This is a genomic window from Micromonospora sp. NPDC049044 (assembly GCF_040649215.1).
GTDB lineage: Bacteria > Actinomycetota > Actinomycetes > Mycobacteriales > Micromonosporaceae > Micromonospora.
This window is the reverse complement of sequence record NZ_JBEZFA010000007.1, coordinates 160,160-187,143: the sequence shown is the minus strand read 5'-3', so window position 1 is coordinate 187,143 and position 26,984 is coordinate 160,160. Positions and strand designations below refer to the sequence as shown.

Here is a 26,984-nt window from a genome sequence, read left to right as displayed (position 1 = left end):
GTCACCGCCGGCCGAGTCGGGTCTGTCGGGGCCGGCGCCAGGCACCGGCGCCAGCCTCCACCCACCGGGTCAGCAACCGCGCGTCGTACCCCACCCGCAGCAACTGGTCGCGGACCCGCTCCGGCAGGTGCCGGGGGACCGCCCGACCGTCCGGACCGGGCCCGAAGACGGTGGTGGTGGTGATCCGACCGGCCTCGCCAGCCCCGATCACCTCCTCCACATGGGAGACGAACCGGTGTTTGCGCCCGCCGATCGCTGTCTCGTCCTCGACCGTGACGTAGACGATCAGGTCGAGGGCGTTGCCGGCCATCCGGCGGGCCTGGTCGACTGTCATCTCGCGGCCGTGCGCCAACGCCAGCTCGACGATCCGTTCGCCGACCCCGGCGGCGGTGCGGGCGTGGATGGTGCACATCGAGCCCCGGCTGGTGGTCATCGCCTGGAGCATCGGCACGATCTCCCGGGACCGCACCTCGCCCACGATGATCCGCAACACGCCCATCCGCAGCGACAGGGGAATCAGGTCGGCGATCGTCACCTCACCGGCCGGCCGGCCGTCGAAGCCGCGCTCGCCGTGCCCCTCCCGGGCCTCGAAGCTCATCACCGCCCGGTGCCGCTCCCGGCGGCGGGCCGGCAGCAGTTCGCGGCTCTCCTCCAGCAGCACGTACGGCTCGTCGGGCGGGATCTCGTTCATCAACGCCCGGATGATCGTGGTCTTACCGGCACCGGCCAACCCGGCGACCATGATGTTCAACCCGGCGCGCATCGCCGCGCGCAGGAAGTCGCGCAGCAGCGGGTCGATCATCTCGTCGAGGTCATCCCGGGTGCCCGCGATGTCGTCGAGGCTCACGTCCAGGGTGTTGTGCTTGCGGATCACCGCGTACGGGCGGTGGCTGACCAGGAACACCGCCGCCAGCCGACTGCCGTCGGGCAGTTGCAGGTCGAGCGTCGGCTTCACTGTGGACAGGGAGCGTTCGGTCGCGCCGGCCCGGCGGGCCGCCGCCTGGAGGATCTCCACCAACTCGGTGTCACTGTCGGCGATCGGTTCGGCCCAGTCCACCCCGCCGCCGTGCCGGGTGATGCGCACCTGGTCGCAGCCGAGGATGTGCACCTCCTCGATTGTGTCGTCGACAAGCAGCGTCTGTAGCCGGCCGAGCCCCACCAGCTCGGCGGTCACCTGGTCGAGCAGCAGCCGCTCCTCGCCGGCGGCCATCGGGGTGCCGGCCCGGCGGACGAAGTCCGCGTACTCGGCGACCACCGTGACGGCCAGCCGGGCCCGCTCGGTGTCCTCCTCGTCGACTGTGAACTCCCGGCCGCGCTGCCACAGGGTGAGCCGTTCGGTGAGTTCCCGGCGCAGCTCCCGGACCACCTGGAAATCCATCCGGGGCCGGGGTGCCGATGCCGGCGGCGGGATGGCGGCGGGCCTCTGCTGCGGCATCGGCACGGGCTGGTGCCGGCCGTTCGGCCCGGCCAGCGGCGGCTCGGTGGAGGTCACGCCCGGCGGCTGTTGACGAGGATCCGTCGAGACCGGCTCAAACCGCATCCGGAACCCCCTGCTGCACGGGCCAGGCCAGCCGGGCCTGTCGCCGCTCCAGGAGCGCGCCGATCGGCACCTCCAACGCGGCGGCCGCGCGCATCAGCGGCCGTCCGGTCCGCACGGTCCCGCCCAGGGCGAGCACCCCGGCGGTACGCGGATCGTGGGGCAGCCGTGCGATGACCGGCAGCTTCAGGGCGCGGCTGATCTCGGCTCGCCCGTGCCCGCCGCCGACCAGCAGCAGCCGCAGGGTGCCGGGCGGCACCCGGTGCTCGGCGAAGTCCCGTTCGATCGTCTTGACCGCCGCGCGGGTGCCGGAGAGGTCCGGCAGTTGTGCCCGGGTCACCAGCAGCACCACCGAGGCTGCCCGCAGCAACGGCCACGGTGGCCCGGGGACGTGCAACCGGCCGCAGTCGACAAGGACGTCGTAGCCGGGGGTGCCCCGGTCGAGGGCGTTGAAGTAGTCGGCGAACCGCTGCCAGAGTGGGGTGACGCTGCCACCCTGGGCCGGGTCGACGATTCCGGGCAGCAGCAGTCGTTCCCGACGGGGTGCGTCCAGGTCGACGAGTTGTGTCCAGAACGCGGTCTCCAGGTTGCCGTCGCGTAGCTCTCCGACGGCCAGTTCGCCGATGCCGCGGGGGCCGTCCAACTGGCCGCCGAGGTAGCCGGCGAGGATCGAGCCGCCGGCCGGGTCGCACTCGGCGAGGACCAGCCGTCGGTGCCAGGCGAGTGTGCAGGCCAGCGCGGAGGTCGTGACGCCGGGCGAACCCTTGGCGGAGACCAGCGCGATGATCGCCATGCTCAGGCCGCTTCGGTAAGTACGACGGCGATGCGCGCCTGCGCGGTGAGGGCCACCACCGCGGGCACGTCCCGGGTGGGCAGCGCCAGGTACAGCACCTTGTCGTCGTTGCCCGGGCTGACCATGTCGATCACCGTCGCGGAGAACCTGGTGCCGGCGACGACTGCCGGGTCCCCGGTGTTGCTCCGGTCCGGGGTGCTCACCAGCAGGACCTTGTCTCCGGGGTGCAGTTGACGAGCCGGCACCTGGGCGGTCTTCAGGCCGAGCGCGATCTGCTGCTGGTCGGGGCCGAGCAGCGGATTGTCGGTGACCTGCCCCAGGGTGAGCAGGGTGCCCGGGACCAGCGTGACCGCGGCCCGCTTGCCGACCACCTCGTCGAGCCGGCCGGCGGGCACCGGGCGCAGCCCCTGACCGCCGGCGACCTGCACGGTGATCAGGTCGGCGGCGGTGACCTCCCGGCCCACCTCCACCGGCCGGGCGACCGCGAGATAGCTGCCGGTGGCCCGGACGGAGGTGACAGCGAACGCCGCGCCCAGCCCACCGAGGGCGATCAGGAGGATGGCGAGACCGAGCAACCCGGGGCGGACCCGCCGTTGCCGCACCACCCTGGGCGGGCTGACCGGTGCGTCCACCGACCCGGTTCCGTTGTGCGTCGCGAGGCTCATCGGGTCACCACCTGGAGTTCGTTGATCCGGATCCGCACGATGCCGCTGTCCCGAGTCACCAGGATCACTCCGCTCTCGCCACCGCCGTTCCAGGTCACCTTCCAGTGCGTGGTGGCGGTGATGTCGTAGGTGCCGGCCTTCTGGTAGCCCTTGTCGTAGCCGCAGTCCGGGGAGGTGCGGCCGGCCAGGTCCTTGTTCGTCGCGACGTACGCGGTGCCGGCGTCGGGGCAGGGCACGTGATCACCGTTGCCCATGTCCCAGACGATCTGGTCGACCTCCGCGGTGATGGAGACGGTCAGCCCCCGCTCGGACGCGCGGGCGGGGATCGGGCCGAAGTACTCGGGGGCCTGCTCGGACCACATCCACACGGGCAGGCCGACCAGGCCGGGGCCGTTGGCCTTGCGGGGTGCGACCGCCAGCGGTGCCGGCTTCAGCGTGATCGTGGCCAGGGCGCGGCGGGCCAACTCCTCCGGGTCGGGCGGCGCGCCGAACCCGGGCGGCGGCTCCCGCAGCACCACGGTGATGTTGCCGACGTCGTCGCCGCCGTTGCAGGTCTGCACGTACCACTGCTTGCCCTCGGGCGCCTCGTCCTGGGGCTCGGCCAGCTCGTAGTAGCAGCCGTCGCTGCTGTTGAACCAGCCCTTGAGGTCGTCGTAGCAGGGGACGGTCCGGCCCTCCCAGCGGCAGCCGCCGCCACTGCCGCCGCCGTCATCGTCACCGCCGCCGTTGTCTCCGCCGCCGCCGGGGCCGCCCGGGTTGCCGGGTTCGTCGTCCCAGACGCTGCAGTCGGGCTGGTCGGGCGGGCAGCTCGCCCCCGGGCCGGCCCGGCCAGCGGCGGCGGCGGCGGCCGGCAGCGTGGTGCCGACCACCAGCAGGAGCGCGACCCCGATCCCGGCGAGTGCGCGCCGACCTGACGAGGCACGGGGGGTACGAGTCGGAGCGCCCTCTCCGGCCCAGGTCAGCACGGCTGTTCCCGGTGCAACGCGCCGGAGTTGATCAGCCAGCGGCCGTCCGGATATCGGGTCGCCGTGGCGGTGGAGAGGTGCCGGCCGCCCCCACTGCCCGGGACCACGCGCTTGTTCTTGGCGTAGACCAACAGGTAGCCGGTCAGGTCCAGGCAGTCCTGGATCTCGACGGTGGCCGGGTTCGCGTCCAGGCTGACGGCGGTCACGGTCGGGTCGGACTTCAACGTCCCGGTACGCACAGCACCGTGCTCCTTAGCGTCGCGAATGGACAATTGCACCCGGGTCAGCAGTGGATCAGCGAGGAACCGGGACAGTTCCGGCGCTTTCGGATCACTGCGTCCACTTGCCGCACGCGAGGCCGCGAGATAACCGGAGTACGCGTCGAGTGCCGCCTTTTCGGCAGCGCGCCGGTCGAGATCAGAGGTCGTCCGTCGGCTGTCGTCCTGGGCTGCCGGCGGCGTGTCGACGACCTCCTGCCCGTTGGCGCAGGCCGCGACCGGCCCGGCCGCCACGACCGCGAGCAGGCAGATCGCCGCTCGTCTGAGCTGCCGTCCGCGCACCGTCGAGCCTCCTCGTGGTCGCCCGGCGAGGTGCTGGAGCACCGCCGTCGGGCATGCGGAAGCGCGTCCGGATCACCACATCCGGAGCCGATCATTGCGCTTGCGCATTCACCGTTACGGATCTTCTACAAATGCAGGGTCCCGTGTCGCTGGATGGTGCAGGTGAGGCTTGCGTCACACCCAAGGGGCGAGCATAGGCTGACGTTCGCCGATACAACAGAGGCAATTCAAGCAAATACGCTGGGTGATGAGAGGTGGTGGTGGCCGGTGTCCGCGTTGCGTCCCGCGCGATGTCGGAGTGGGCGATCGCCGGTGGTCGGGCGGCGTCTGCCCGGCTCGGCCCGACCGGGTGTCGTCGCCGGTCCCGGGAGTGGGACATCGCGCCCCCATCCCGGCATCCCGGCCGGGTCGTCGGCAGGTGGACGACCTGCCCCGCCCGACGGGGCGCCCGGCCCTGGTCCGTTGGCGGGCACCCTCCGGCGGTCCGGCGCGCAGGTCGCTTTCCGCGCCATCCGCTACACCACAGCGACCATTCGGTCACGATCCGTGTTCGCAGTCCGGGGGCACGCCGGGACGCAAGGGTGCTGACATGGCGCTGACCGGCCCACCGGCAGCCGTCCCCGGCCGGGAAAACCCACCCGACCGGAGCCCGCCGCCCCCGCCGTCCGGTGCCGTGACCGAAACCGCAGGTCCGCTGCCACCGCCGGGGCGGCCTGCGCCGCAGGCGCCGCTCGCCACGGGTGTGGCAGGTGTCCGGCTCTCGACAGTGCTCGCTGTCCTCGCGGTCAGTCCGCTGCTGCGAATGGCCGCGCTGCGCTACGCCGTACCTCCGGGTCGACCGGACCGGACCGGCTGCGACGCCTGCGACGCCCCGGTGAGCCTGACCCGGCCCTGGCCCGCGCTGGGTCCGACGGCCCGGTGCGGGCACTGCCGCAGCCGGATCGGCCCACCGCCGGGCACTGTCGAGCTGGCCGGGCTCACCGCTGCGCTGTTGCTGGCCCTGGTCGGCCCGGCGGGCGGCGGGCTGCCGGCGCTGGCCTGGTGGCTCGGCTGGACGATCCCGGCGGTCTTCGTCGACCTGACCGTGCACCGGTTGCCGGATCGGCTCACCCTGCCGGCGGCGGCCGGGACGTGGCTCCTGCTCGGCGTGGCCGCCGGCACCGGCGAGCCGGCGCACCTGTGGACGGCCGCCATCGGCGGCACCGGGCTGGCACTGTTCTTCGCCACCACAACGGTGCTGCTGGGCCGCCGCGGCTTCGGGCTGGGTGACGCCAAGTTGGCGCTCGGTGTGGGCGCGCTGCTCGGCTGGTACGGCTGGCCGGTACTGCTCCTCGGGCTGCTGCTCGCCTTCGGGCTGTCCGCGCTGGTGAGCGTGGGCCTGCTGGCCGCCCGCCGGGTCCGGTGGAGCACGCACCTGCCGTTCGGCCCGTTCCTGCTGCTCGGCACGGTGGGCGCGCTGCTGCTGGCCGGCTGACCGTCGGCTCAGTGGCGGGTACGGCTCGCCAGTTTCGGGAGTTGGCGGTCGGCGCGCTCGGTTCGACGGCGGAGCGCCTCGGCGGCCGGACGGGCCAGCAGCGGCATCGCCACCACGGCGACAAGCGCACCCAACAGCACGCCCGCGATCACGTCGTGCGGGTAGTGCACGCCCACGAAGACCCGGGAGAAGGCGGCAAGCGCGGCAAGCGGCAGCGCGACCAGACCAAGTCGGCGGGAGAGCAGGAGCGTGGTCACCGCCAGCGCGCCGGCGATGGTGGCGTGGTTGCTGGGAAACGAAAAGTCACCCGGCGGCGGACAGGTGCCCGCGATGATCGCCCGGCCGACCGTGCGGCAGGGGCGATCCTCGTCCACCACGGTCTTGAGCCACTCGCTGCCGGCGTACGCCAGCAGGGCTGGCAGCGGCGCGACCAGGGCGAGCGCCCGGTCGTGCGGGCCGCCGGACCGTCGGGTCAGCGCGGCCAGCACCAGCAGCGCGCCGAGCAGCAGGATCACCCCCTCGGTGGCGTGCCCGATGAACCACTGCACCGGCTCGGGGCTGCTGGCGGCGGCGTCGACGACATCGCGGTACCACTCAGCACTGATCTCCGGAACGTCCATGCTGCCGTTGGCGGCCATGCATCACCTCACCTCTCGTTCATACTCCGTTCATCCCGGGGACACCCTAGGAACAGGGCAGCGGGCAACGTAGCTGTCGAAGGTGGGTCGGGCGTCATGACCTTCGTCAAGGACTCGTGCAGCCGGCTCTGCCGGACGGGGACCGCGGCGGCGCGGCTCGGTCAGGTCGGCCCCGGACGGCCGGCCATCCGCTCGCGGACGGCCTCCAGCGCCTCGAAGGCGTACGCCCAGTTGTGGCACTTGAAGCTGCGCAGGCCATCGATCGCGGTGTGGCAGTCGGCGCAGCGGACACCGGCGATGGCAGCGGGGATCTCGGTGTTCACGTACTTGCGCTCACCGAGGATGACCGTGGCGATCATGTCCTTGTCGTGCAGGCCGGAGAGTGCCGACGAGACGATGTCGTACCAGGTGACGCGGCGGCCGCACTTCGGGCAGTCGGGTTCGTCACCGCTCACCCAGAGCGGTGCGCCGATGCTGCGCGCCGGCATCCCGAGCAGCTTCTCCAGCCGCCGGACGTCCGACTCCGGGGTGGTCCAGCGGTGTCGGCCGGGCAGTGCCGCTGGCGAGTCGTACACGGCGCGGAACAGGTCGTGATCGACCTGCACGGTCTCCCGCTGAGCGGTCATCGTCGTCCCCCCTCGTTGAGTCGGTGCCCCCACCGTGGTCAGCGACGACCTTGGGCGCTGCCGGATCAACGACACGGGGGGCCGCCGGGTCGTCGTCGCGGCGGCCTCCGTCGTTGACCCGGTTTCCACCTCCGGTGGCCGGCCCCGGGTGGTACGACGGAGGCGGGCCGCGCGAGCCACCGGGAGGAGCACCGATGGCGAGCAGGCCGGAACGGCTGCTGCGGAGGGAGACCTCACCGCTGAGCGCCTCGTTCCTGGAGCTCTTCTTCGACCTGGCGTTCGTACTGGCCCTCAGTCAGCTCGCGGAGCATCTGCTGCACGACCTCACGGTGGTCGGCGCGTTGCGGACCGCCCTGCTGCTGGCCGGGGTGTGGTGGATCTGGGTCACCACCACCTGGTTCGCCGACTGGTACGACCCGGAGAGCCCGTGGGTCCGATGGCTGCTTGTCGGTGCCGCGCTGGGCAGCCTGCTGGCCGGGGTGGCGATTCCGCAGGCGTTGGACGGGCGGGGTCTGCTCTTCGCTGGCGCGTACGTCCTGGTGCATGTGGCCCGGGGCGTGGTGACCGCGTTCGCGTTGCGCGGTCACCCCCGACAGAAGAGGGCGCTGCGCATCCTCTGCTGGTTCAGCGTCTCCGCCGTACCGTGGCTGCTCGGCGGGTTCCTGCCGCAGTGGCGGGTGCCGCTCTGGCTGTTCGCGCTCGCGCTCGACTTCACCGGCCCACGACTCGGCTGGCCCACTCCTCGGCTCGGCCGGACGACCCGGCAGGAGTTGCACCTCGCTGGCGAACACTTCGCCGAGCGGTACCAGCAAATCATGATCATCGGGCTGGGTGAACTCGTCCTGGTCGCCGGCCTCTCGTACGCCGGCACCCGCCTCGAGCTCTCGCAGACCGCCGCCTTGCTGCTGGTCTTCGCCGCCGCCGTACTCATCGGTCTGCTCTACGTGACGCCCGCCGGTCAGCGCCTGGGCCCGGTCATCGAGCGTGCTGACCCGTCCCGGCTCGGCGTCATCACCGGCTACCTGCACCTCGTGATGATCGCCGGGCTGGTGGTCACCGCCGTCGGCGCCGAACTGAGCATCGCCCACCCCACGAAGACGAGTGACCGGACCGCGGCGATCGTCATCCTGGGTGGTCCGATGCTCTTCCTCCTCGGGCGGATCCTCTTCTCGGTGGCGATCCACCGGCGACTCTCCTGGCCCCGGGTCGCCGCTCTGATCGTGTTGGTCGGTGCGGCGGCGGTGCTGCGGTTGCCGTTGCTGGCGGTGAGCGCGGTCGCCACCGGGGTGGTGCTCGCGGTGGTCGTCCTGGACCACGCAGGGCTCCGCTCCTACCGCCACATCAGAAATCCTGACTAAAGTCAGGCGTATGGACGCCACGCTCATCGCCGCCGTGCGGCGATTCAACCGGACGGTCACCCAACGGGTGGGTGCGCTCGACGACGAGTACATGGCCCAGGGGCGACCCCTCGGGCAGGCGCGTCTGCTCTGGGAGATCGGCCCGGCCGGTGCCGAGGTCGCCGCGCTACGGGCCCGGCTCGGCCTGGACTCCGGCTACCTCAGTCGACTGCTGCGCGCCCTGGAGAACGACGGCCTGGTCACCGTGGGACCGGGCGACCAGGCCGGCGGCGACGCCCGGGTACGCACCGCCACGCTCACCGACGCCGGCCGGATCCAGTGGGCCGATCTCGACAAACGGTCGGACGACCTCGCCACCTCGATCCTCGAACCCCTCACCGAGCACCGTCGGGAACGACTGGTCGCCGCCATGGCCGAGGTCGAACGGCTGCTCATCGGGTCGATGGTCGTCATCGAGGCCTGTCCGCCGAGCGACCCGCGGGCCCGCGCCTGCCTGCGCGCCTACGCCCGGGAGGTCGCCTGTCGGTTCGACGACGGGTTCGACCCGGCACTGAGCAACCCGGTCCCCGACGAGGCTCTCGTCCCGCCGGCCGGCGTGCTCCTGCTCGCCACCCTCAACACCGAGCCGATCGGCTGCGGCGGGGTCAAACTCCACCCGGGCGGCCCCGCCGAGCTCAAACGCGTGTGGGTGGCCGACACCGTGCGCGGGCTCGGCATCGGGCGGCGGCTGCTGGGCGAGCTGGAACGGTACGCCGCCGAGCGGGGCGCGACAGCCGTGCGACTGGACACCAACCGCAACCTCACCGAGGCGATCGCCATGTACCGCGCGTCGGGTTACCGGGAGATCGAGGCGTACAACACCGAGCACTACGCCCACCACTGGTTCGAGAAGCAGCTCCGGCGGGATGCCTATTCCATCAAATCCATTTGATGTATGTTGCTGTCGTGGTGTCGTCGAATCACGCCGTCCCGGCGTTCGTGCGCCTGGCGGCCCATCCACTGCGATGGCGGCTGTTGACCGAGCTCGCCAACAGCGACTATCGGGTCCGCGAGTTGGTGGCGCTGAGCGGTGAGCCGCAGAACCTCGTCTCCTACCATCTGCGGCTGTTGCGGGACGGCGGGCTGGTCACCGCCACGCGCAGCAGCTTCGACGGCCGCGACAGCTATTACCACCTGGAGGTGGACCGCTGCGCGGCGGCGCTTGCCGAATCCGGAGCCGCCCTGCACCCGGCGCTGCGCAGCGACCATGCGCCCCCCAGGTCACCGACCAGCCCCCGGCGCTCGGCCCCCGTCGGCGTGCTGTTCGTCTGCACCGGCAACGGTGCGCGCTCACCGATCGCCGAGGCCCTGCTGAGCCACCGTGCCGGCGGCCGGGTCGAGGTGGTCAGCGCCGGCAGCCGGCCCAAGCCCCGGCTTCATCCCAACGCCGTACGGCTGCTGCGCGACGACTTTGGCATCGACGTCGGCGGCCAGCGCACCCGGCACGTGGACACGGTGACCGGCCGCCGGTTCGATTACGTGATCAGCTTGTGCGACAAGGCCCGCGAGGTCTGCCCGGACTTTCCGGGCCATCCTCGGCGGGTGCACTGGAGCCTGTTCGACCCCGCCACGGCCGGCGACACCGACCAGGCCAGCTACCCCGCCTTTCAGCAGATCGCGGCGGACATCGACACCCGCATCAGGCACCTGCTGCCTGTCCTCGCCGCCGCCCGCCCCTGAAGGAGATTCACCAGTGACAGCACCCGAGCGGTACGCAGGCGTCCGCTATCTCGTCGACGACGTCCAGGCGGCGGTGGACTTCTACACCACGCATCTCGGCTTCACCCTGCAGACAAGCGCCGTGCCCGCCTTCGCGGACGTGGTACGCGGCCCGTTGCGGTTGCTGCTGTCCGGGCCGGCCAGCTCGGGTGCCCGTGCCACCCCCGACGACGCGACCACTGCCGGCCGTAACCGCATCCACCTGATCGTCGACGACCTGGACGCCGAGATCGACCGACTGCGCCGCGCGGGGCTGTCGTTCCGCGGCGACGTGGTCTCTGGTCCCGGCGGTCGCCAGGTCCTGCTCACCGACCCCGCGGGCAACCTCGTCGAACTGTTCCAACCCGCCCACCGGCCCGGCCCAGCCGCGCCGACCGCGCCCTGAGCCGGGGGCGGCGGCCCCGCCACGATCAGGGGACTCGTTGCCGGTGACGCCGTCGGGGTGAGGAAGATTCGTCCTAGACTCGGCGCGTTCCGGCCGTTGAGTCCTGATTTCCGCCAGCGAGTTCGCGTGCGTGCGGGCTGGAAAGCATGGCTGGCCAGCGACCTACGGATCGTCGTGGCGGAGGGTGACGGTGAGCGGTAACAAGCAGAGCGATCTGATGTATCGGCGCCAGTTCGTCAAGCTCTCGGGGGTCGCGGGTGCCACCGGCCTGCTGGGGCTTGCCGGGGCGGATGTCGGGATGGCCGACGGCGGGCAGTCGCCCGCACCCGCTCCGCCCGCCCCGGGCGGGGCCAACTGCCCGACAGAGTCCGCCCTGTGCGGTTTCCGGAACCAGACCGGTGGCAGGTACGACCTCTGGGACCGGGTGCAGGTCTGCCAGGGTACGAGGACCACACCGCCGACCAACTGCCTGACCGTCACGTCCGACTACGTGGTGCTCAACGGCAGACCGCAGAACAACCACAACTTCCTGCTCGTACCGGCCTGCCGGGTGAGTGGCATCGAGTGCCCGTTCATCGCGACAGCCGCCGCGCCCAACTACTGGTTGGACGCGTGGATCAACGCCCAGCCCGGTCAACCCGCACACGTCGTGTACCCGAACATCGGCCTCGGGATCAATTCCGCCACCACCCGTGACCAGGACCAACTACACATCCACCTGGCGGGTATCCACAGTGGCATCCAGACCCAGCTCAACGCCTATGACAGCTCGATCACCAACAACCCGGCAAACTGGCGAAACCAGATCGTCCCCATCTGGGGCCTGACGAGTACGGGAATGCCGGCCCCCCGCTCGTACCGGGTGCTGCACGTCTCGAACCTGAACACCAACCTGTTCATGCTGCTGCGCGACAGCGTGGTACGCCCCACCGGGGCGACCATGGCCGACCAGGCGCTGGCGGTCACTCCCCGCCTGGTCGGCAACGGAGGGTTCTATGTGCTGAACAGCGAACCCGCTCTCCAGACCCCACCCGGTCAGCCCGGCGGCACAGGCACCGTGGACTTTCTGCTCGCGTACACCTGACGTCCTCGGGCCACGTCACCGTCCCGGCGGCCACGATCACCGGTCAGCCCTTCACCGCGCCGGCCGTGAGCCCTTCGGTAAGGAAGCGCTGCCCGAGGGCGTACATGACCACCACCGGGATGCTGACCAGCAGCGAGGCGGCGGCGAGTTGGCCCTGCGGCACCACATCTCCGGCAATCATCGACTGCATGCCGACGGGGAGCGTCTTGTACTCGTCCTTCGTGATGAACACGAACGCGAACAGGAACTCGTTCCAGGCGTTGGTCAGGGTGAAGAGCGCGACCGCCAGCAACCCTGGCTTGGCCAGGGGCAGCACCACCCGGCCGAACGCCTGGAGGCGGGTGCAGCCGTCGACGAGCGCGGCCTCCTCCAGCTCGATGGGGATCGACGAGAAGTAGCCGACAAGCAGCCAGGTGGCGAACGGCAGGGTGAAGGTCGGGTACGTCACCACAAGGGACCACAACGAGTCGGTGAGCCGCGCGCCGATGAGCATCTGGTACAGCGGGATGAACAGCAGCGCGCCCGGCATCACGTAGGTGAGCAGCACCGTGACGGTGAAGCCCTGCGCCCCGCGGAACCGCAGCCGGGCCAGCGCGTAGCCCGCCAGGGCGGCGCACACCAGCGCCACAGCTGTGGACGCCGCCGACACCAGGATGGTGTTGAGATACCAGCGGCCGAACGGCTGGTTGTCGAAGAGGGCACCGAACTGTTCCAGGGTCCACGGCGTCGGCCACAGGTCGTCGGTGCGCATCACGACCTGGCCCTCGGACTTGAAGGCGGTGACGGCGATCCAGTACAGCGGCCCCAGCACGAAGAAGAGCAACCCGGCCAGCGCGACCCAGGACCCCAGCCCCGACACCGCTGACGACGCCCGACGACCGCCCCGGGACTGCAGGCCCGAGACCACCCGGCCGACCGCCGCCGCGATCAGCAGAATCACCCCGAGGACCACCGCCGCCTTCCAGAAGATCTCCGGCGATGCCCAGAAGAGCAGACCGGTGACCACTGCGGTGATCGCCCACGGCAGCGCCCGGCGCGCCGTCCCGGCCCACCGTCGCGCCCCGATCCGCCACGCCGACTGTCGGCGCCCGGGGAGCCTGATGGTGGTGTCCTGGCGTAGCAACCGGACCAGCACGAACACCAGCCCGCCGATGATGGGCAGCATGACGAGCGTGACCGCCGCGCCGGCGCCGTACTGCAACTGCAAGATCGCCTTCGAGTACGCGACAAGCACGTACGGCGCTGTCACGTCGCCCGGTCCGCCCTGCGTCAACAGCCAGACCAGGTCGAAGTTGTTGAACGTCCAGATCGACGACAGGGTCACCGTCACGGTGAGCACGTGGCGCAGCCCGGGCAGCGTCACGTGGGTGAACCGCTGCAACGACGAGGCACCGTCGATGGTCGCCGCCTCGTACAGGTCCGCCGGGATGGCCTTCAACCCCGCGAGGAAGCAGACGGTGAAGAACGGCACCCCCTTCCAGACGTTGACCAGGATCACCGACGGCATGGCCAGCTCCGGGTCGGACAGCCAGCCCGCCGGCCAACTGTCGACAAGGTGCGCGCTGGCCAGCAACGGCCCGATTCCGCTGGCGGTGAGCAGCGTGTTGACGCTGCCGAAGATCGGGTCGAGCAGCGCGCGCCAACTGAACGCGGTCACCACCGTCGGCACCACCCACGGCACGAGCAGCAGCCCGGTCAGCAGGGCCCGCCCACGACGGCGCTGGTGCAGCAGCAGGGCCGCGGCCAACCCCAGCACCACCTTGAAGATCTCGGCGTACGCGGTGAAGACGAACGAGTTCACCACACCGGTGTGGAACTGGTCGTCGCCGATGAGCGCGAGGTAGTTGTCCAGGCCGACGAACACGGAGTCCTGCCCGTGCCGTTCGGTGGTGCTGGTGAGGATCGACCTGGCGATCGGCACCAGGACGAGCGCGCCGACAAGCAGGGCCATCGGCGCCAGGAACACTGTCGCCAGCCGCCAGTCCCGACCCAGCCGGCGTTGGGTGGCGGTGAGCGAGCCGGGGCCCGACGGCGGGGTTTTCCGCGCCGCCGGGACCCGTACGGGACGGACCGAGCTCACTGCGGCAGCCCCTGCTGGTTGAAGATCTGCACCATCTTCGCGTGGGCGGTCGTCACGGCCTGCGCCGGCGCGGCCCCCTGCACGACCTGCTGCATCATGTCGGTGAGGACGTAGGCCGACCCCACCGCCTGCTGGCCCGCGCTTGCCTTCTGCGGGAAGGCCAGGCCGTTCTTCGTGTTCAGCGGCAGCTTCAGTTCAGTGATCTTGCGCAGCATGGGGAACGCCGGGTCGCCGCTCGTGAAGAACGGGTCGGCGTCCCAGACCTTCTCCCAGGCGGGCATCACCAGGCCGGGTGCCTCCTTCGCCACCCCGAGCAGCGCGGGCGCGCTGACCAGGTACTGCGCCAGGAGCTTGGCGAGCCCCGGGTTCTTGGCGCCCTTGAAGACGACGAAGCCCTGGGACTGGCCGAGCAGCAGAGGGTTGTTCGTCGCCGGTCCGATGCAGTCGGAGAACACGTGGGTGTTCGCGTGCACCGGGTTCTTCTTGGTCCGGGAGTCCGCGTAGACGCTGAACTGGTTGCGGGTGTAGCCGAGGATCCCGGCCAGCCAGTTCTCGTTGTTGCTGGTGTCGGTCCAGCTCGCGATGCCCGGCGGCAGCATCCGCTTGTACTTCTCGTTGGTGTAGATGTCGCCCAGGAAGGTGACCGCCTGCACCGTCTCGGGGGAGTTGAACGTGACCTTCCGCCCGTCGTTGGAGGCGATCGATCCGCCGTACGCGTTGATAAGTGCCTCGATCATGCCGTTGCCGTCACCGGACCGGTTGACCGTCATGCCCCAGCCGAACCGGCGTTTCGCGGGATCGGAGATCTCCAGGCACACGTCCCGCAGCTCTTCCCAGCTGTAGATGTCCTTGGGAGTGATGCCCTTGTCCTGCATCCAGTCCTTGCGCAGGAACGACCCGATCCCGATGAAGTGGTACGGGATGGCGAACCACTTGCCGTCGAAGACGCAGAAGTTCTTGGCCTCGGCGCAGGGTTCGCCGTACTTGGCAGTGAGCGCCGTGACGACGTCCGTCACGTCCTCCAGGTCACCGAGCGCCTGGAACTGCGCGACGAACCGGGAGTCGGTCATGAACGCCAGGTCACGTGCCACCCCGCCCTTGACCTCGGCATCGATCTTGGCCACCACGTCACCGGCGTCGGCCTGGACCAGGCTGTTCTCGATCTTCGTCCCGGTGGTGTCGGCGAACTTCTTGATCGAGCTGTCGAGGGCCTCGTTCGCCGCTGTCGAGTACAGCTTCTGCGACAGCATCCCCATCGAGGAGCCCTTCATCGCCGCCGCGGCGTCGATCAACTCCTGCGGAACCTCGGCCTGCGCCTTCGGGGGTGAGTCGGACTCGCCCCCGCACGCGGCCAGACCGGCCGCGCCGAGAGCCCCCACTCCCAACCCCAGAAAACCGCGCCGAGACCACGCCGGCTTTTCTTCCATGGACATTCGCCTCCTTCGTTTCCCGCGCACGGCTGCACGCCGACGGCTCACCTGGCGGGCACCGCGATGGTTGTGTTGCAGTTGGTTTCTGTGACGGCGACCATGGAGGTTCGCCCGTCGAGATCAGTTCGTTCGTGGGTCGACACGGTGGCGAGCGGGCCCGCCCACCACCGTGGGACGTCCGCTCACATACGCTCCGCCCGAGCCACTCGGGACATTTCGGGTGCCACACGTCGGGCAGCGCGACGAGGCTGAGGCGATCGGCGACCGGGCCGAAATGGTGGCGCTGACGTTCCAGTTCGGTCGGTTCACGGGACCACCGCCGTTCGAGATTTCGAACTAGGTTCGATATACCGGATCGAGTGGTCGCGACGCTAGAGCAGCCCGCTGAGTGATGTCAATGTTTCGATGTTGTTTCGAGCCGAAAGCGTGAGGTCGGCTATCGAGACTGGGCCCGGTAGCCCATGCGAGCCGACAGCGCGGCAGCGCCTTCCCGAACCAGCCCCGTCCACTCCACCTGCACCTCAGGCGTCCAGCGAATGATCGGCGCGGACAGGCTCATCGCGGCGATGGTGGCACCGGAGTGGTCCCGGATCGCCGCCGCGACGCAGCGCATCGCGCTGTCCGACTCGCCGACGTCGACAGCGACACCCTCCGTACGGACACGTTCGAGGTGCTCACGGAGCAGGTCCGGGTCGGTGATGCTGGCCGTCGTCATCCCCGGCAGAGGATCCTTCAACAGGACGCCGTCCAGGTCCGCCTGGTCGAGGGCCGACAGCAGCACCTTGCCGACCGCCGTGCAGTGGGCCGGCAGGCGCAGCCCGACACCGGACACCATCCGCACGGGGTGCGTGCTGTCGAACTTGACGAGGTAGATGACATCGGCGCCGTCGAGCACCGCCACATGAACCGCCTCGTCACACCTGGCGGCCACGTCCCGCGCGACGCCCTGCGCCTCGCGTACCAGATCGAGCCGGCCCGCGAACGCCGCGCCCAACTGGAACAGCGGCATACCGAGCCGGTACTGCACCGGCTGGCCCGGTACGGAGATCAGGTACGAGCGCGCCTCGAGCGTGACGAGCAGTTCGTGGACCGTGGTGCGGGGCAGGTCGAGTCGCTCCATCACCTGACGTGCCGACAGCTGGGGGCAGTCCAGGAACAGTTCGAGGACGTCAAGCGCGCGGATGACTGCCGGTACCACACGGGGCATGTCGAAAGTCCCTTCGCAGTGCCGGACTCGTGCCAACGATCTCCACACGGGCCAGCACCCGAAGAGGATAGCCACGTCAACTCCGAGCGCGCCACGAACGTGGCTGGGCAGTAAGGGGCGCGGGCGCACTCACATGCGCTCGACCGGCCTCCGCTGGTGGTGATGGCGGTCACACCGATGCGTGACCCGATCGCGAGGAGGTCATCGTCCTACCTGTTGTGAGACGAAGTCTGGACTCGGCCGACGAGCAGGAACTCGTCCGCCGCGTGGCCCACGGTGACCGGCGGGCCTTCGACGAGCTCTACCGGCGTACCGCGCCCTGGCTGGAGGTGCGACTGCGGCGTCGGTGCGCCGACGCGGACGTGGTCGCCGACGTCCTCCAGGAGACCTACCTGACGGTCTGGCGGGCGGCCGGCAGCTTCGCCGGCGACCAGGTCAGCGGCAGTGCCGTCGGCTGGTTGTGGACCATCGCCGCGCACCGCCTGGTCGACGCGTTCCGCCGTCGCTCCCGGCAGGCCCGGGTGCCGCAGGTGCACCCGGTCGAGACGGTGGTGCCCGCCGCCGAGGACGAGGTGCTCGCCGGCCGCGTCGGGCAGGAACTCGAACAGGCCCTCGCCGTGCTGCCGCCCGAGGTCCGCGCGGTGCTGCGCGCCACAGTCCTGGACGGCTTCACCGTCCGCGAGACGTCCGTGCTGCTGGGCGTACCCGAGAACACCGTCAAGTCCCGGATCCGCCGCGCCCGGATCGTCCTGCGGGAGGCCCTGTCATGACAACGCATCCCACCCTGCACGAGATCGACAGCTACGCCGACGGTGATCCCGGCCTCGACGAGGCGACCGTCTGGTCGATCGAGGTGCACCTGGAGACCTGCGCCGACTGCCGCGCCCGCCTGGCCGGCAGCACCACGTCCGAGTCGCGCGCCCTGGTCGCCGAGGTCGCGTCGGCCGTGGACCGTGGGATCGCCGCAGGCCCCGCACCACGAGCAAGGGCCTTCTTCCGTACGCCGGTGCGCCAGCGCTGGTTCGTGGCGACGCTGCTGCCGTGGGTCGCCATGACCGCCGGCGTGCTCGGCACCGCTGCCCTGCTCACGTACTTCCTGTCCGAGTTGCCGTCGATCGTCGTGCTGCTCGCGCCCCTCGCGCCGCTGCCCGGGGTCGCGGCCGCCTGGAGCAGACGCGGCGACCCGGCCTGGGAGTTGGTCGCCGCCACCCCGTCGGCAGGTCTGACGATGCTGCTGCGCCGTACCGCGGTGGTGCTCGTCCTCATCATCCCGGTGCTCGCCGCGTTCGCCGCCCTTGGCGTCAGCCGGGCGAACCCCGCGCTGATGCTGCTGCCGTGCCTGGCCTTCACCGCCGCCACGCTGCTGCTCGGCTCCCTCGTCGGCGTTCACCGCGCCGCGGTCGGCCTGATGGTGGCCTGGGCCGCCGCCGTGATCGCGCCCAGCCTCGCCACCGCCGAACTGCCGGTGCTCCTGCGACCGGCGGCCACCGGCGGGTGGGTCGTCGTCACCGTCGTGCTGGCCGGCCTGACCCTCCTGCGCGCCAACAGCTTCCGGCGCCTCACCTCGTTCTGAAGGGAACCGCAATGCGAGCGGTGAGTACTGCCGAAACTGCCACCACCATCCATCCCTGGGCCATCCAGGCCGAGGCGCTGAAGGTACGGGCCGGACGGCACCTGGCCGTCGACGGGCTCGACCTGAGCCTGGCCACCGGCGTCCACGGTCTGCTCGGACGAAACGGCGCGGGCAAGACGACGTTGATGCGTGCCCTCGCCACGGTGCTCAAGCCGGCCGGAGGTCGGCTCACCCTGCTCGGCAGTTCCGTCGACGGCCGCGCCGACCTGCGCCAGGCCCGGCGCGCGCTGGGCTACCTGCCGCAGCACTTCGGCTACTACCCGCGGTTCACCGTGCGCGAGTTCGTGTCGTACCTGGCCTGGTTGAAGGAGATGCCCAAGCGCGACATCCCGGCGGCCACCCAGCGCGCTATCGACCGCGTCGGGCTCAGCGCCAAGGCCGACGCCCGCCTCCGGACACTCTCCGGCGGGATGTTGCGCCGGGCCGGCGTCGCCCAGGCCATCGTCAACGACCCGCAGGTGCTGCTGCTGGACGAGCCGACCGTCGGCCTCGACCCCGAGCAGCGCCTCGACCTGCGCGAGCTGCTGCGCGACCTGGGTACTGACGCGTGCGTACTGGTCTCCACCCACCTCGTCGAGGACGTGGTAGCCGCCTGCACCGAGGTCGTGCTGATCAACGAGGGTCGGCTGGTGTGGCAGGGCACCCCTGCCGCGCTGGCCGAGCAGGGCGACGAACACCACCCGGGCGACAGCCCCGCCGAACGCGGCTACTCGGCCCTGCTCCGCCGCCACCTCGCGGAGGCCGCCCGATGAGCGTCCTGGGGATCGAACTGCGGCGCTCCGCCGCGGCCGGCGCCGCCCTGCTCGCGTTGGCGGTCGGCGTCGCCGCCCTCTACACCGCCCCGGGACGCTGGTCGCAGGGCTGGATGTCCCTCACGCTGACCGTGAAGGAGTACATGATCCTGCTGTGGCCGATCGCCCTGGCCGCCGGAGCGTGGCAGGGCCGCCGCGAGCACCGGGCCAAGGTCGGGGAACTGTTCGCCACCACACCCCGGTCCCGGGCCAGCCGGATGCTGCCGGTCCTCGTCGCGATGGGGGCCTCGGTCGGGCTCGCCTTCCTGCTCGTGGTCGCGGCGGGCGGCATGCGGATCGCCTCGACCGCCGCCTACTTTCCGCCGGACGTCGTCGCCATCACGCTTGTCGGCGCGCTCTCCCTCGTCGCGGCGGCCTGGCTCGGCCTGGGCATCGGGCGGCTGTTGCCCACTCTGGTGACCGCTCCCGTGCTCGCCGTGGCCGGCGTGCTGCTTGTCTTCTTCACCGCGATCATGCGACCGGACTGGATGGGCGCGATCCTGTCGCCCGCCTACGGCAGCAGCCCGTTCTACGCGTTCCAGACCATCGACCCACGGGTCACCGCCGTGCTCGCCCTCTTCATGGGCGGGCTCGCGCTGACCGGCGTACTCCTGCTGGTCGCCCGAGGCCGACGGGCCTCGGTGGCCGCGGTGCTGCCGGTGCTGCTCGGCTTCGGCGTCGCGGCGGCGATCGTCCCCCGCGACGAGGCAGCGCTCGTCGCGCCGGTCGACCCCGTCGCCCGGGAACTCGTCTGCACCGACGACGCGCCGAAGGTCTGCGTCACCCGCGTCAACGCGAACGTGCTGGACGCGCTGACCCCACTCGCCCGCCAGGGCCTGGCCGTCCTCGCGAAAATGCCGGACGCCCCCACGCAGGTGTACGAGGACCGGCGGGCCTACCTCATCGAGGACGCGCCCGCCCGCGACGCCGACATCGTCACGATCGTCGTCCGGATCGACGACCACGGCGGCCTGGCCCACCCCGACGCCGTGGTCCCCGAGATGGTCTTCGGGCTCGGCACCGGGTACGGCAACCCGGAATGCGAGCGCAACGGCGCTGTCGAACGGGCCGCCGCCTACCACCTGCTCGGCCGCGAGCCGGTCTCCGACGTCGGCGTCATCCCCGAGATGATCGAGGAAGAACCGCAGCTCAACGCCGAGGCGGTCACCCTGTGGCAGGGCCTGCAGAAGCTACCCGCACCGGAGGCGATGTCCCGCGTGACGGCCGTCCGCGACGCGATCCTGGCCTGCCAGGACCCCACCGGACTCCTGTCGCGATGACCCTCCACCTGCGCGCACGACGCGTACCCCTGGCACTGGCCGCGTCCGTCGGCGCCGCCGCCCTGATCTGGGTGCTGTGGCTGACCTTCGCGAAGGAACGCGATGCCATCCTCCTGCTCGTCGTGCTGACGGTCATGCTGATGGTGGCGGTCCTGTCGACCACCCTGGCCGCCCCCGACGAAGACCTGGAACGCACTGCCGCACTGCACTGGCCGTGGCGTCGAGCCGTACATCTGCTGGCCGCGCTCGCACTGGTACTCGCCGTGCTGCTCGCCACCCAGCTCACCGGCGCCCGTTTCGGTCCCGCCGCGCTGGTGGTCCGCGACTCCGCCGGCCTGCTGGGCCTCACCGCCCTCTGCGCGGCGGTAGTGGGCGCGGCCCGCGCCTGGTTCGTCCCCATGGGCTGGGCGGTCGCCGCCGCCCTGTTCCCTCAGCCGGGCACGTGGGGCGCCCTCACCACCTGGCCGGGCCAACCCCACACCAGCCGGCCGGCGGCGACTGTCGCGGCCGTCCTGGCGGTCACCGGCCTTGTGACGTACGCGATGCGGGGAGCCGCCCGACGCGAGTGATGGCGGAGCCGACCTGGCCCGGCATCCCGGCGGGCCGTGCGCGGCGCCGGTGGACCCTCACCACCGGCGTGGTTGCGATCCGGGCGAGCAGGACGTAGCCCGGTCGCGGTCCGGCCCCGCTGCCACTGCGGCGGCAAGCCTGGCATTATGCCTGGAGCGCCAGCCGACCCTCGGTCAGGCCGATGCCTCCAAAAGGTGCCAGATCACGATGAACCCTTCTAAAGAACGCATGCCTCGGGTCGAATCACTTACCGGGCTGCGCTGGTTCGCCGCGTTCGCCGTGTTCCTGTTCCACGCGAATCAGATCATCAAGCTGCCCACCGTCTACGGCATCAAGCTCGGCGACTTCTTCCGGTTCGGTGACGCCGGGGTCACGTTCTTCTACGTCCTCTCGGGCTTCGTGCTGACCTGGTCGTTCTCCCCCGCAGTGGGCACCGGGACGTTCTACTGGCGCCGCTTCGCCCGGGTCTGGCCCGCGCTCGTGGTCAGCACCGTCATCGCCTGGGTCAGCTTCGACCAGGTCTGGCACGACTCGTGGAAGCGCACCCTGCTGAGCCTGTCGCTTACCGAGTCGTGGTTCCCTCCGGCGGACTTCTTCGTCGCCAACCCGGTGGCGTGGTCGGTCTCCTGCGAGGCGTTCTTCTATCTGCTCTTCCCGTTCGTCATCCGGCCGCTGCTGCGGCTGCGCCTTCCGGCGCTCGCGATCATCGCGGCGGTCGGCCTGTTCGTCGAGTGGGCCTACTGGTTCTTCGTCCAGGATCTGATCGACCCGAAGCAGTACTGGATCCAGCTCTCCTGGTTCCTCCGCTTCCCGCCGGTCCGATTCGTCGAATTCCTGCTGGGAATGATCGCCGCCGCCGCGCTCCTGCGCGGCTGGCGGCCCAAACTCAACCTGTGGCTCGCCCTGTCGACGGTGCCCGCCTCGGTGCTGCTGCTGTGGTGGGGTGCCCAGCAGGGCTGGTGGGGCGCGCACTGGTCGCAGCAGGGCGTGGTGCCGGCCTGCGTACTTGTGGTGCTGGCAGCAGCGATCCGCGACATCTCCGGGCGCCCCTCGATCTTCCGGAGCAAACCCCTCGTCTCCCTCGGCGCCTGGTCCTACGCCTTCTACCTGGTCCACCTGTCGGTCATCCACTGGCTGATGGGCACTGTGAAGTCCAGCCCCGCGAGCTGGACGAACCTCAAGGTCCTGCTGATCTGGACGGTGCTGGGCATCGCCCTGGCGTGGGCCTGCTACCGCTGGGTCGAACACCCGGTGGAGAGATTCCTGCGCAATCTCTACCCGCGCCGCGTGCCGCCCGCGCCGCAGGAACCGCCCGCGCCGCCCGTGTTGCAGGACGCGCAGGAATCGACAGTGCTGTCCGAGCAGCCCACCGAAATCGTCCTTACCGGGCACGGCGTACGGAGTCAGGAATTCGAACCCGGCGTCTATCGCAGCACCGGTGATTTCGACGTCCGATGACCCGGCACCGGGCCGGACCAGCGGCGAGGTGGCGTCCGTGGGTGCGGTCCCGGCCGGCACCCGTTGACCGGCCTCGTGCTCAAGTCTCGGCGCTGCCGATCGGAGGGTGGCAATGGCTGACGACACGGGCGACAACAGGGCTCGTAGACGGCGGATCGGATGGTTTGTCGGGTCGGTCGCGGCGGTGCTGGTGGTGGTGGCCGGGGCGGTCCTGTCCCTCAGCGCCTATCACCGGCGCCAGCAATCCACTGCGTTCCCGGCGGGCACCTGCTTCCAGGTGTACGGAGAAACGGGCATCACCACGACTGACGGACTGCGCGAGCTGAGTGGTCGGGTGAAGGTGGTCGACTGCGGAAGCGCCCACGACGCCGAAGTCACCCGGACCGCTCGCCAACCTTCGGACTGCGCCGCGGACGGTGCATGGCTGAAGACTCTCGACCAGATCCGCTGCGTCACCTTCACCACCACCGTCGGACACTCAGCAGCACCATCGTGATCGACCCGCGTGCGGGGCGCGGCCGGTGCACTGCTCGTCCAACCACGACCAGAACGGCTGCGGGCCCCTTCGGTGGAAACGAGCGTGTCCCATCCCCGTGCTCTAATCCCGTCATGCATGTCGTCGTCACAGGTGCACTCGTTGCGGACGGTGCGGTCCTGCTGGCCCATCGCAGGCCGACCAAACGGGCGTACCCCGATGTCTGGGATCTGCCCGGCGGGCAGGTCGAAGCGGGTGAGTCGGAACTACAAGCCCTCGCACGTGAGATGCGCGAGGAGCTCGGTGTGCAGATTGTGGCGGAATCCGCCGCACGGGTGGGCGTCGTGCATGACGGCAGTGGTGAGGACTCCGTTCACGTGGGGGTCTGGCAGATCGGTGACTGGGTTGGCTCTCCCACCAACAGTGCACCTGACGAGCATGACGACATCGCCTGGTTCAGGATCAGCGAGCTGGGTGGCCTTTCCCTCGTGCACGGCGTCCTGGCCGCAATGGTTCGTTCTCTTCCTGCATTTGACTGCACCCGCACGCACTCAGCTGTCACCGACTGCAACCACAGTCATCGTGGGGCCAGGGCCGACTGCCGGGCGTGTGCTGGGGTGGCTTCCGCAAGCATCCCAGGATCGTCTGTCGGATCGAGCCTCATGGACAAAGCGGGCGAGGAACAACGTCTCGGAAATGGTGTTCCGCATGATCGGGCTGCCGCCACCTGAGCTGGCAACGCCCGGCGAGCGGTCTTGACTCAGTCGTGTCCGGAACGTGGTCGGTTCGGTGCCGGCGATCAATACGGTCGTGAATATGACCTCATCACCGTCAGCGCAGGGTCCAGAAATGATGCCACCCTTGTCGCCGAGCGAAATGATGCCACCGTCGCCGCGCAACGGGGGCACCGGTGGTAGGTCGAGCGGCGCCAAGGTCGGTCTCGTGGTCGGCATCGTCGTGACCGTCGTGATCTGCGCGCTTCCGGTCACTGGATTCTTCCTGTATTGGTTCGCAGGGCCGGACATCGACGAGGCCAAGGCGGTCGCCGGGCAATACTTCGACAGGATCGAAGCGGGTGACGACGCCGGGGCGTACCAGTTGCTCTGCGCCGATCTCCAGAAGGACATGACTCAGGACGCCTTCGTCGCCAAGCTGAAGGACGGCTCCCGGCCTGTCGATCACACCGTCCTCGACGGGGCGTTCGCGGACGAACCCGGCTATGAGGCGCGGATCGACGTGCGGCTCGTCGAGGGAGGCGGTGCGACCCGCGAGGTAGTGCTCTCCCTGGAGGGCCGGAACGGAAACCCCTGGCGGGTCTGCGGAGACACGGTCATTTGAGCCGGACGTTCGGGTGACAGCAGGGCCACCGCGCGCCGGCGGTCACGCCAAGCGGACCTCGGCGCACGTACGGACGCCGCCGGAAGCGGCAGCCCTGCTCATCGATCACCAACAGACCTCAAGCTCGACACCAGGTCCGAAGTTGTTGCTCACTGTCGGGCAGGTTGTAGCGGCTGAGCAGCCTTGGCAGGGCTGGCAGGATGCCGCTGCTCAGCACCGTCCAGAGGGCTCTCTGCTGGGTTGGGGTGAGGTCGGCGAAGCCCACACCATCGGGTCTCGGCCCGGCGGGGAAGGCTGCGTCCAACAGGGCGGTGAGCAGGGTAAAGGCATCTGCGGTGTGATCAGCCGAAGCGACCCTTTCCGCCAGCACGTCGATTCGATCACCGGCGGCTTCGGGAGCTAGTTCTGCGATCGTCAGGGCCGCCATGCCGGCCATGTCGCCCTCGAGAAACGGCCAATAGGGTACGGGCTCAGTAGCCCCGAAGAGGCATGCATAGAGGTCGCTGACCAAGGATCGGTCCGGGTGCCGCAGGATGCTCGACAGGCCCAACACCGCCGACCAGCGCTCGGCACGGTTGACGCTGCCTCGCCGGCTGGAAAGCGCGTCGACCAACGCCGCGCCGCCGTTAGGGCACCCGAGGCCCGCCGCGACACAGGCAGTTGCCGCGACGACCGGGTCCGCCTCCCGCCGAATCAGATCGGTCAGCGCTCGGCCGACCAACCCCTCGTCCTCAGGAAACCAGGCGAGCAGGTGAGCGGCGTACAACCGGACCGCAGCCTCCGAGGCTTGCAGCGCTGCCACGTAAACAGGCACCCCGACCCGCACCGCGTCGTACGCCTCTATCGTCCACCGCTGCTCGTCACGGTCTGCCTCGACGTCACCCCATTCGGCTCGCCGTTCCCGTGCGCTGCGCTCCTCCTCATTCGGTGCCGCCGCGACCCAGGCCCTGTGCTCCGCTTCCAACTCCTCTCGGCTCAATGGCGCGCGGCGTTGAACGTCAGCCCTCAGGTCTGATGGATCAGGACGGTCGCTGAGCCATGAACTCTCATCGCCCACCGCGATCGCCGCCAACACCTGGCAGGCAGCAAAGCGGTCCGGGGCCGCCGGATCAGCAACAATGTCGATCAAGTGAGGGGCCACCGCAGCACTGGCCTCGAACCGGGAGCCCTGATGAACGAGCAGGTCGACGAGATCGCCGTATGCGTCTTGGCGAACCTCCTGGCTGTCCGACCTGACAGAACGCAGGAGGGCCGGGATCTCGACGGCAGGGCCGTACGCATGGTCCACAGAAGACCAGTCAAAATCCTCGGCGGGTACCGAGCGATGGGACATCTGACCACCTTAGGTGGCCGAGCCTGGCGCAGATCGTCCGGTTGCTCACGCGCGTTAATGTGCCCCGTGATCGTATGGCTCAACGGCACCCACGGCGCGGGCAAGACGACTACCAGCTCGCTCGTGCAGCAACTGATCCCGGATTCACGGGTGTTCGACGCCGAGAAGGTCGGCGAGACGCTCATGGACATCACACCCGGGCTGCCCGAGACTGACAACTTCCAGCACTGGCCGCCGTGGCGGCAGCTCGTCGTCGAGACCGCCCGCCGCGTGCTCGACTACACCGGCGGCACTTTGGTAATACCCATGACTGTCCTGGTCGAGCAGTACTGGCGCGAAATCAGTGCGGGCCTCGCCCAACACGCCATTCCGGTAAGGCACTTCGTCCTCCACGCTGACGAAGCCACCCTCCGCGGGCGTATCGAGGGGGAACACCCCGTTCCGTCGCCGTTCCGGCTCAAGTACCTCGAGCCCTACGCCGAGGCGGCCCGTACGTGGCTTCATGCCGAGGCTGAGGTCGTCGACACCACGCACCTGACTCCCGCACACGCTGCCGCGCAGATCGTCCGCCGAGCTACCGGGAAAAGCTCAACTGAGGCGGTGCACTAAAACCGGGCGGGCACCCCGGTGGCGAAGGTCGTACCGCTGGTCCGGCGGGCTAACCGCACCGCAGTCGGCTCCCTCGCCGGGCAACGGACCTCTCCGGTGATTGGGACTCGCCACAGACCAACGCCGAGACCGCCGACGACTTCGGCATCGGCACATGAACCCCCCGTGGGAGATCACCATCAAACAGCGCACCGGAAACTCGCCGGACCCCCTGACCTTGGCCACCGCCCAAGTGTTGGCCAACGCGTCCGGCACGGCACTCACTGCCTTCGTCACCTACGACCGGCGGCTGCTCGAATGCGCCAGGGACGCAGGGCACCCCTACAGCCGTCCTCAGGCGCGTCCCCACGGCGACGGCTGGGTCGTCAGCGGCACCCGCGACGGAATCACCTGCGTCGTTACCCTGGACAAGGACGGCAGCATCTCCGGCGGCCACCTCCTCAGCGGCGAGGGCGTCACCACCAACCCGCCGGCCTAGCCACCGAACCCACGGGAGACCCATGGAAGTCAACGATTTCTACTGGTACAGCCGCCAGATCACCGACCAGCTCGCACCCAGGATCAGCCCGAATCACCGGCCGTTCGTCTTGGCCTCCGCCGGCGCCGGGGCCTGGGACCTGGCGATCACGGAGCTCGTCGGCGCCCTGTCGGAGGAGGACGTTGTGATCACCACGGCCGAGAAGGACGCGCTGCGGGAGCTCATGGAGTTCCGCCGGGAACCTCTGACGTACCTGGAGCAGATCCGAACCTCGGACTGACGCCCGGCGGACCTGTGCCTCGCGTTTGGCGGACCTGGACGTGCACCCTCGGGTAGCGATGCAGATCCTTCGCCACGCGCAGTTCGCCATCACCATGGAGATCTACACGGTGGTTTCGTCGGCGGCCACCCTCGACGCGCTCAAGCGGCTCGGCCAGACGCTCGACCGGTGAGGGATGG

The 26,984-nt window shown here is 70.1% G+C and carries 29 protein-coding genes and 1 pseudogene; 19 read left to right on the top strand and 11 right to left on the bottom strand.

All coding sequences use genetic code 11. The features are described from left to right. Position 1: 1 nt before the first annotated feature. The 5 genes from AB0B85_RS08175 to AB0B85_RS08155 form a co-directional block, all read right to left on the bottom strand. A complete protein-coding gene (locus AB0B85_RS08175) occupies positions 2 to 1,540 on the bottom strand; it encodes an ATPase, T2SS/T4P/T4SS family (protein ID WP_357404844.1) in 1,539 nt (512 codons plus the stop codon). Continuing rightward, positions 1,530 to 2,330, bottom strand: a complete 801-nt coding sequence (locus AB0B85_RS08170) for a ParA family protein (protein ID WP_357404842.1) — start codon at positions 2,328 to 2,330, stop codon at positions 1,530 to 1,532. Before AB0B85_RS08170 ends, AB0B85_RS08175 begins: the two co-directional genes overlap by 11 nt. Before the next feature lie 2 nt (positions 2,331 to 2,332). Next, the gene (locus AB0B85_RS08165) at positions 2,333 to 2,995 is read right to left on the bottom strand and encodes an SAF domain-containing protein (protein ID WP_357404840.1); all 663 of its coding nucleotides are present in this window, start codon (positions 2,993 to 2,995) and stop codon (positions 2,333 to 2,335) included. Next, entirely contained in the window at positions 2,992 to 3,849 is an 858-nt protein-coding gene (locus AB0B85_RS08160; protein ID WP_357404938.1) for a hypothetical protein, read from the bottom strand. Before AB0B85_RS08160 ends, AB0B85_RS08165 begins: the two co-directional genes overlap by 4 nt. 104 nt (positions 3,850 to 3,953) lie before the next feature. Continuing rightward, positions 3,954 to 4,520 (bottom strand): hypothetical protein, encoded by a 567-nt coding sequence (locus AB0B85_RS08155; RefSeq protein WP_357404838.1) that lies wholly within the window; start codon positions 4,518 to 4,520, stop codon positions 3,954 to 3,956. An 802-nt stretch (positions 4,521 to 5,322) separates the two neighbouring features. On the opposite strand from AB0B85_RS08155, the gene AB0B85_RS08150 reads away from it, so the two are divergent. Further along, complete coding sequence (locus tag AB0B85_RS08150) at positions 5,323 to 5,994, top strand: A24 family peptidase (RefSeq protein ID WP_357404936.1); 672 nt, start codon at positions 5,323 to 5,325, stop codon at positions 5,992 to 5,994. Positions 5,995 to 6,002: 8 nt separating this feature from the next. Here AB0B85_RS08150 and AB0B85_RS08145 read toward each other — a convergent pair whose 3' ends face one another. Both AB0B85_RS08145 and AB0B85_RS08140 read right to left on the bottom strand, forming a co-directional pair. Then, positions 6,003 to 6,632, bottom strand: coding sequence for a phosphatase PAP2 family protein (locus AB0B85_RS08145; protein ID WP_357404836.1), 630 nt, complete (start codon positions 6,630 to 6,632; stop codon positions 6,003 to 6,005). 161 nt (positions 6,633 to 6,793) lie between these two features. After that, on the bottom strand, positions 6,794 to 7,258 hold the full coding sequence (locus AB0B85_RS08140; protein ID WP_357404834.1) for a hypothetical protein: 465 nt from the start codon (positions 7,256 to 7,258) through the stop codon (positions 6,794 to 6,796). A gap of 194 nt (positions 7,259 to 7,452) precedes the next feature. Between AB0B85_RS08140 and AB0B85_RS08135 the strand changes: the two genes are divergently transcribed. From AB0B85_RS08135 to AB0B85_RS08115, 5 genes are all read left to right on the top strand, one after another. Continuing rightward, a complete protein-coding gene (locus AB0B85_RS08135; protein ID WP_357404832.1) occupies positions 7,453 to 8,616 on the top strand; it encodes a low temperature requirement protein A in 1,164 nt (387 codons plus the stop codon). Positions 8,617 to 8,626: 10 nt separating this feature from the next. Continuing rightward, positions 8,627 to 9,547, top strand: coding sequence for a helix-turn-helix domain-containing GNAT family N-acetyltransferase (locus AB0B85_RS08130; RefSeq protein ID WP_357404830.1), 921 nt, complete (start codon positions 8,627 to 8,629; stop codon positions 9,545 to 9,547). A gap of 14 nt (positions 9,548 to 9,561) precedes the next feature. Continuing rightward, entirely contained in the window at positions 9,562 to 10,335 is a 774-nt protein-coding gene (locus AB0B85_RS08125; RefSeq protein WP_357404828.1) for an ArsR family transcriptional regulator, read from the top strand. A 13-nt stretch (positions 10,336 to 10,348) separates the two neighbouring features. Beyond that, on the top strand, positions 10,349 to 10,759 hold the full coding sequence (locus tag AB0B85_RS08120) for a VOC family protein (protein WP_357404826.1): 411 nt from the start codon (positions 10,349 to 10,351) through the stop codon (positions 10,757 to 10,759). Between the two features lie 190 nt (positions 10,760 to 10,949). Further along, complete coding sequence (locus AB0B85_RS08115; protein WP_357404824.1) at positions 10,950 to 11,843, top strand: CDP-diacylglycerol diphosphatase; 894 nt, start codon at positions 10,950 to 10,952, stop codon at positions 11,841 to 11,843. Positions 11,844 to 11,886: 43 nt separating this feature from the next. Here the strand turns inward: AB0B85_RS08115 and AB0B85_RS08110 are convergent, their stop codons facing one another. The 3 genes from AB0B85_RS08110 to AB0B85_RS08100 form a co-directional block, all read right to left on the bottom strand. Continuing rightward, the gene (locus AB0B85_RS08110) at positions 11,887 to 13,923 is read right to left on the bottom strand and encodes an ABC transporter permease subunit (RefSeq protein WP_357404822.1); all 2,037 of its coding nucleotides are present in this window, start codon (positions 13,921 to 13,923) and stop codon (positions 11,887 to 11,889) included. Further along, the gene (locus AB0B85_RS08105) at positions 13,920 to 15,356 is read right to left on the bottom strand and encodes an extracellular solute-binding protein (protein WP_357404820.1); all 1,437 of its coding nucleotides are present in this window, start codon (positions 15,354 to 15,356) and stop codon (positions 13,920 to 13,922) included. Before AB0B85_RS08105 ends, AB0B85_RS08110 begins: the two co-directional genes overlap by 4 nt. Before the next feature lie 433 nt (positions 15,357 to 15,789). Continuing rightward, positions 15,790 to 16,560, bottom strand: coding sequence for an IclR family transcriptional regulator (locus AB0B85_RS08100; protein ID WP_357404818.1), 771 nt, complete (start codon positions 16,558 to 16,560; stop codon positions 15,790 to 15,792). Positions 16,561 to 16,778: 218 nt separating this feature from the next. On the opposite strand from AB0B85_RS08100, the gene AB0B85_RS08095 reads away from it, so the two are divergent. The 9 genes from AB0B85_RS08095 (at position 16,779) to AB0B85_RS08055 (ending at position 24,105) form a co-directional block, all read left to right on the top strand. Further along, a complete protein-coding gene (locus AB0B85_RS08095) occupies positions 16,779 to 17,330 on the top strand; it encodes a sigma-70 family RNA polymerase sigma factor (protein ID WP_357404816.1) in 552 nt (183 codons plus the stop codon). Continuing rightward, positions 17,327 to 18,133 carry a zf-HC2 domain-containing protein gene (locus AB0B85_RS08090; RefSeq protein WP_357404814.1) on the top strand — a complete coding sequence of 269 codons (807 nt, stop codon included), beginning with the start codon at positions 17,327 to 17,329 and terminating at the stop codon, positions 18,131 to 18,133. The genes AB0B85_RS08095 and AB0B85_RS08090 overlap by 4 nt, the downstream gene beginning before the upstream one ends. An 11-nt stretch (positions 18,134 to 18,144) precedes the next feature. Continuing rightward, the gene (locus tag AB0B85_RS08085) at positions 18,145 to 18,945 is read left to right on the top strand and encodes an ATP-binding cassette domain-containing protein (protein ID WP_357404812.1); all 801 of its coding nucleotides are present in this window, start codon (positions 18,145 to 18,147) and stop codon (positions 18,943 to 18,945) included. Then, on the top strand, positions 18,942 to 20,264 hold the full coding sequence (locus AB0B85_RS08080; RefSeq protein WP_357404809.1) for a hypothetical protein: 1,323 nt from the start codon (positions 18,942 to 18,944) through the stop codon (positions 20,262 to 20,264). The genes AB0B85_RS08085 and AB0B85_RS08080 overlap by 4 nt, the downstream gene beginning before the upstream one ends. Beyond that, the gene (locus AB0B85_RS08075; RefSeq protein WP_357404807.1) at positions 20,261 to 20,833 is read left to right on the top strand and encodes a hypothetical protein; all 573 of its coding nucleotides are present in this window, start codon (positions 20,261 to 20,263) and stop codon (positions 20,831 to 20,833) included. Before AB0B85_RS08080 ends, AB0B85_RS08075 begins: the two co-directional genes overlap by 4 nt. 208 nt (positions 20,834 to 21,041) lie before the next feature. Continuing rightward, a complete protein-coding gene (locus AB0B85_RS08070; protein WP_357404805.1) occupies positions 21,042 to 22,292 on the top strand; it encodes an acyltransferase in 1,251 nt (416 codons plus the stop codon). A 112-nt stretch (positions 22,293 to 22,404) separates the two neighbouring features. Next, positions 22,405 to 22,788: a hypothetical protein gene (locus AB0B85_RS08065; protein WP_357404803.1), complete on the top strand. Its 384-nt coding sequence runs from the start codon at positions 22,405 to 22,407 to the stop codon at positions 22,786 to 22,788. A gap of 113 nt (positions 22,789 to 22,901) precedes the next feature. Next, the gene (locus AB0B85_RS08060) at positions 22,902 to 23,498 is read left to right on the top strand and encodes an NUDIX domain-containing protein (RefSeq protein WP_357404801.1); all 597 of its coding nucleotides are present in this window, start codon (positions 22,902 to 22,904) and stop codon (positions 23,496 to 23,498) included. A gap of 211 nt (positions 23,499 to 23,709) precedes the next feature. Continuing rightward, on the top strand, positions 23,710 to 24,105 hold the full coding sequence (locus AB0B85_RS08055; RefSeq protein ID WP_357404799.1) for a hypothetical protein: 396 nt from the start codon (positions 23,710 to 23,712) through the stop codon (positions 24,103 to 24,105). 118 nt (positions 24,106 to 24,223) lie between these two features. Here AB0B85_RS08055 and AB0B85_RS08050 read toward each other — a convergent pair whose 3' ends face one another. Next, on the bottom strand, positions 24,224 to 25,438 hold the full coding sequence (locus tag AB0B85_RS08050) for a hypothetical protein (protein ID WP_357404797.1): 1,215 nt from the start codon (positions 25,436 to 25,438) through the stop codon (positions 24,224 to 24,226). Between the two features lie 66 nt (positions 25,439 to 25,504). On the opposite strand from AB0B85_RS08050, the gene AB0B85_RS08045 reads away from it, so the two are divergent. The 4 genes and pseudogenes from AB0B85_RS08045 to AB0B85_RS08030 all read left to right on the top strand — a co-directional run. Continuing rightward, positions 25,505 to 26,047 (top strand): AAA family ATPase, encoded by a 543-nt coding sequence (locus tag AB0B85_RS08045; RefSeq protein ID WP_357404795.1) that lies wholly within the window; start codon positions 25,505 to 25,507, stop codon positions 26,045 to 26,047. 154 nt (positions 26,048 to 26,201) lie between these two features. Continuing rightward, entirely contained in the window at positions 26,202 to 26,525 is a 324-nt protein-coding gene (locus AB0B85_RS08040) for a hypothetical protein (protein WP_357404793.1), read from the top strand. A 22-nt stretch (positions 26,526 to 26,547) separates the two neighbouring features. Then, positions 26,548 to 26,805: a hypothetical protein gene (locus AB0B85_RS08035; protein WP_357404791.1), complete on the top strand. Its 258-nt coding sequence runs from the start codon at positions 26,548 to 26,550 to the stop codon at positions 26,803 to 26,805. Beyond that, positions 26,804 to 26,977: pseudogene (locus AB0B85_RS08030) on the top strand (site-specific integrase); the annotation flags it as partial. The gene AB0B85_RS08035 and the pseudogene AB0B85_RS08030, both read left to right, overlap by 2 nt. Positions 26,978 to 26,984 lie beyond the last annotated feature (7 nt).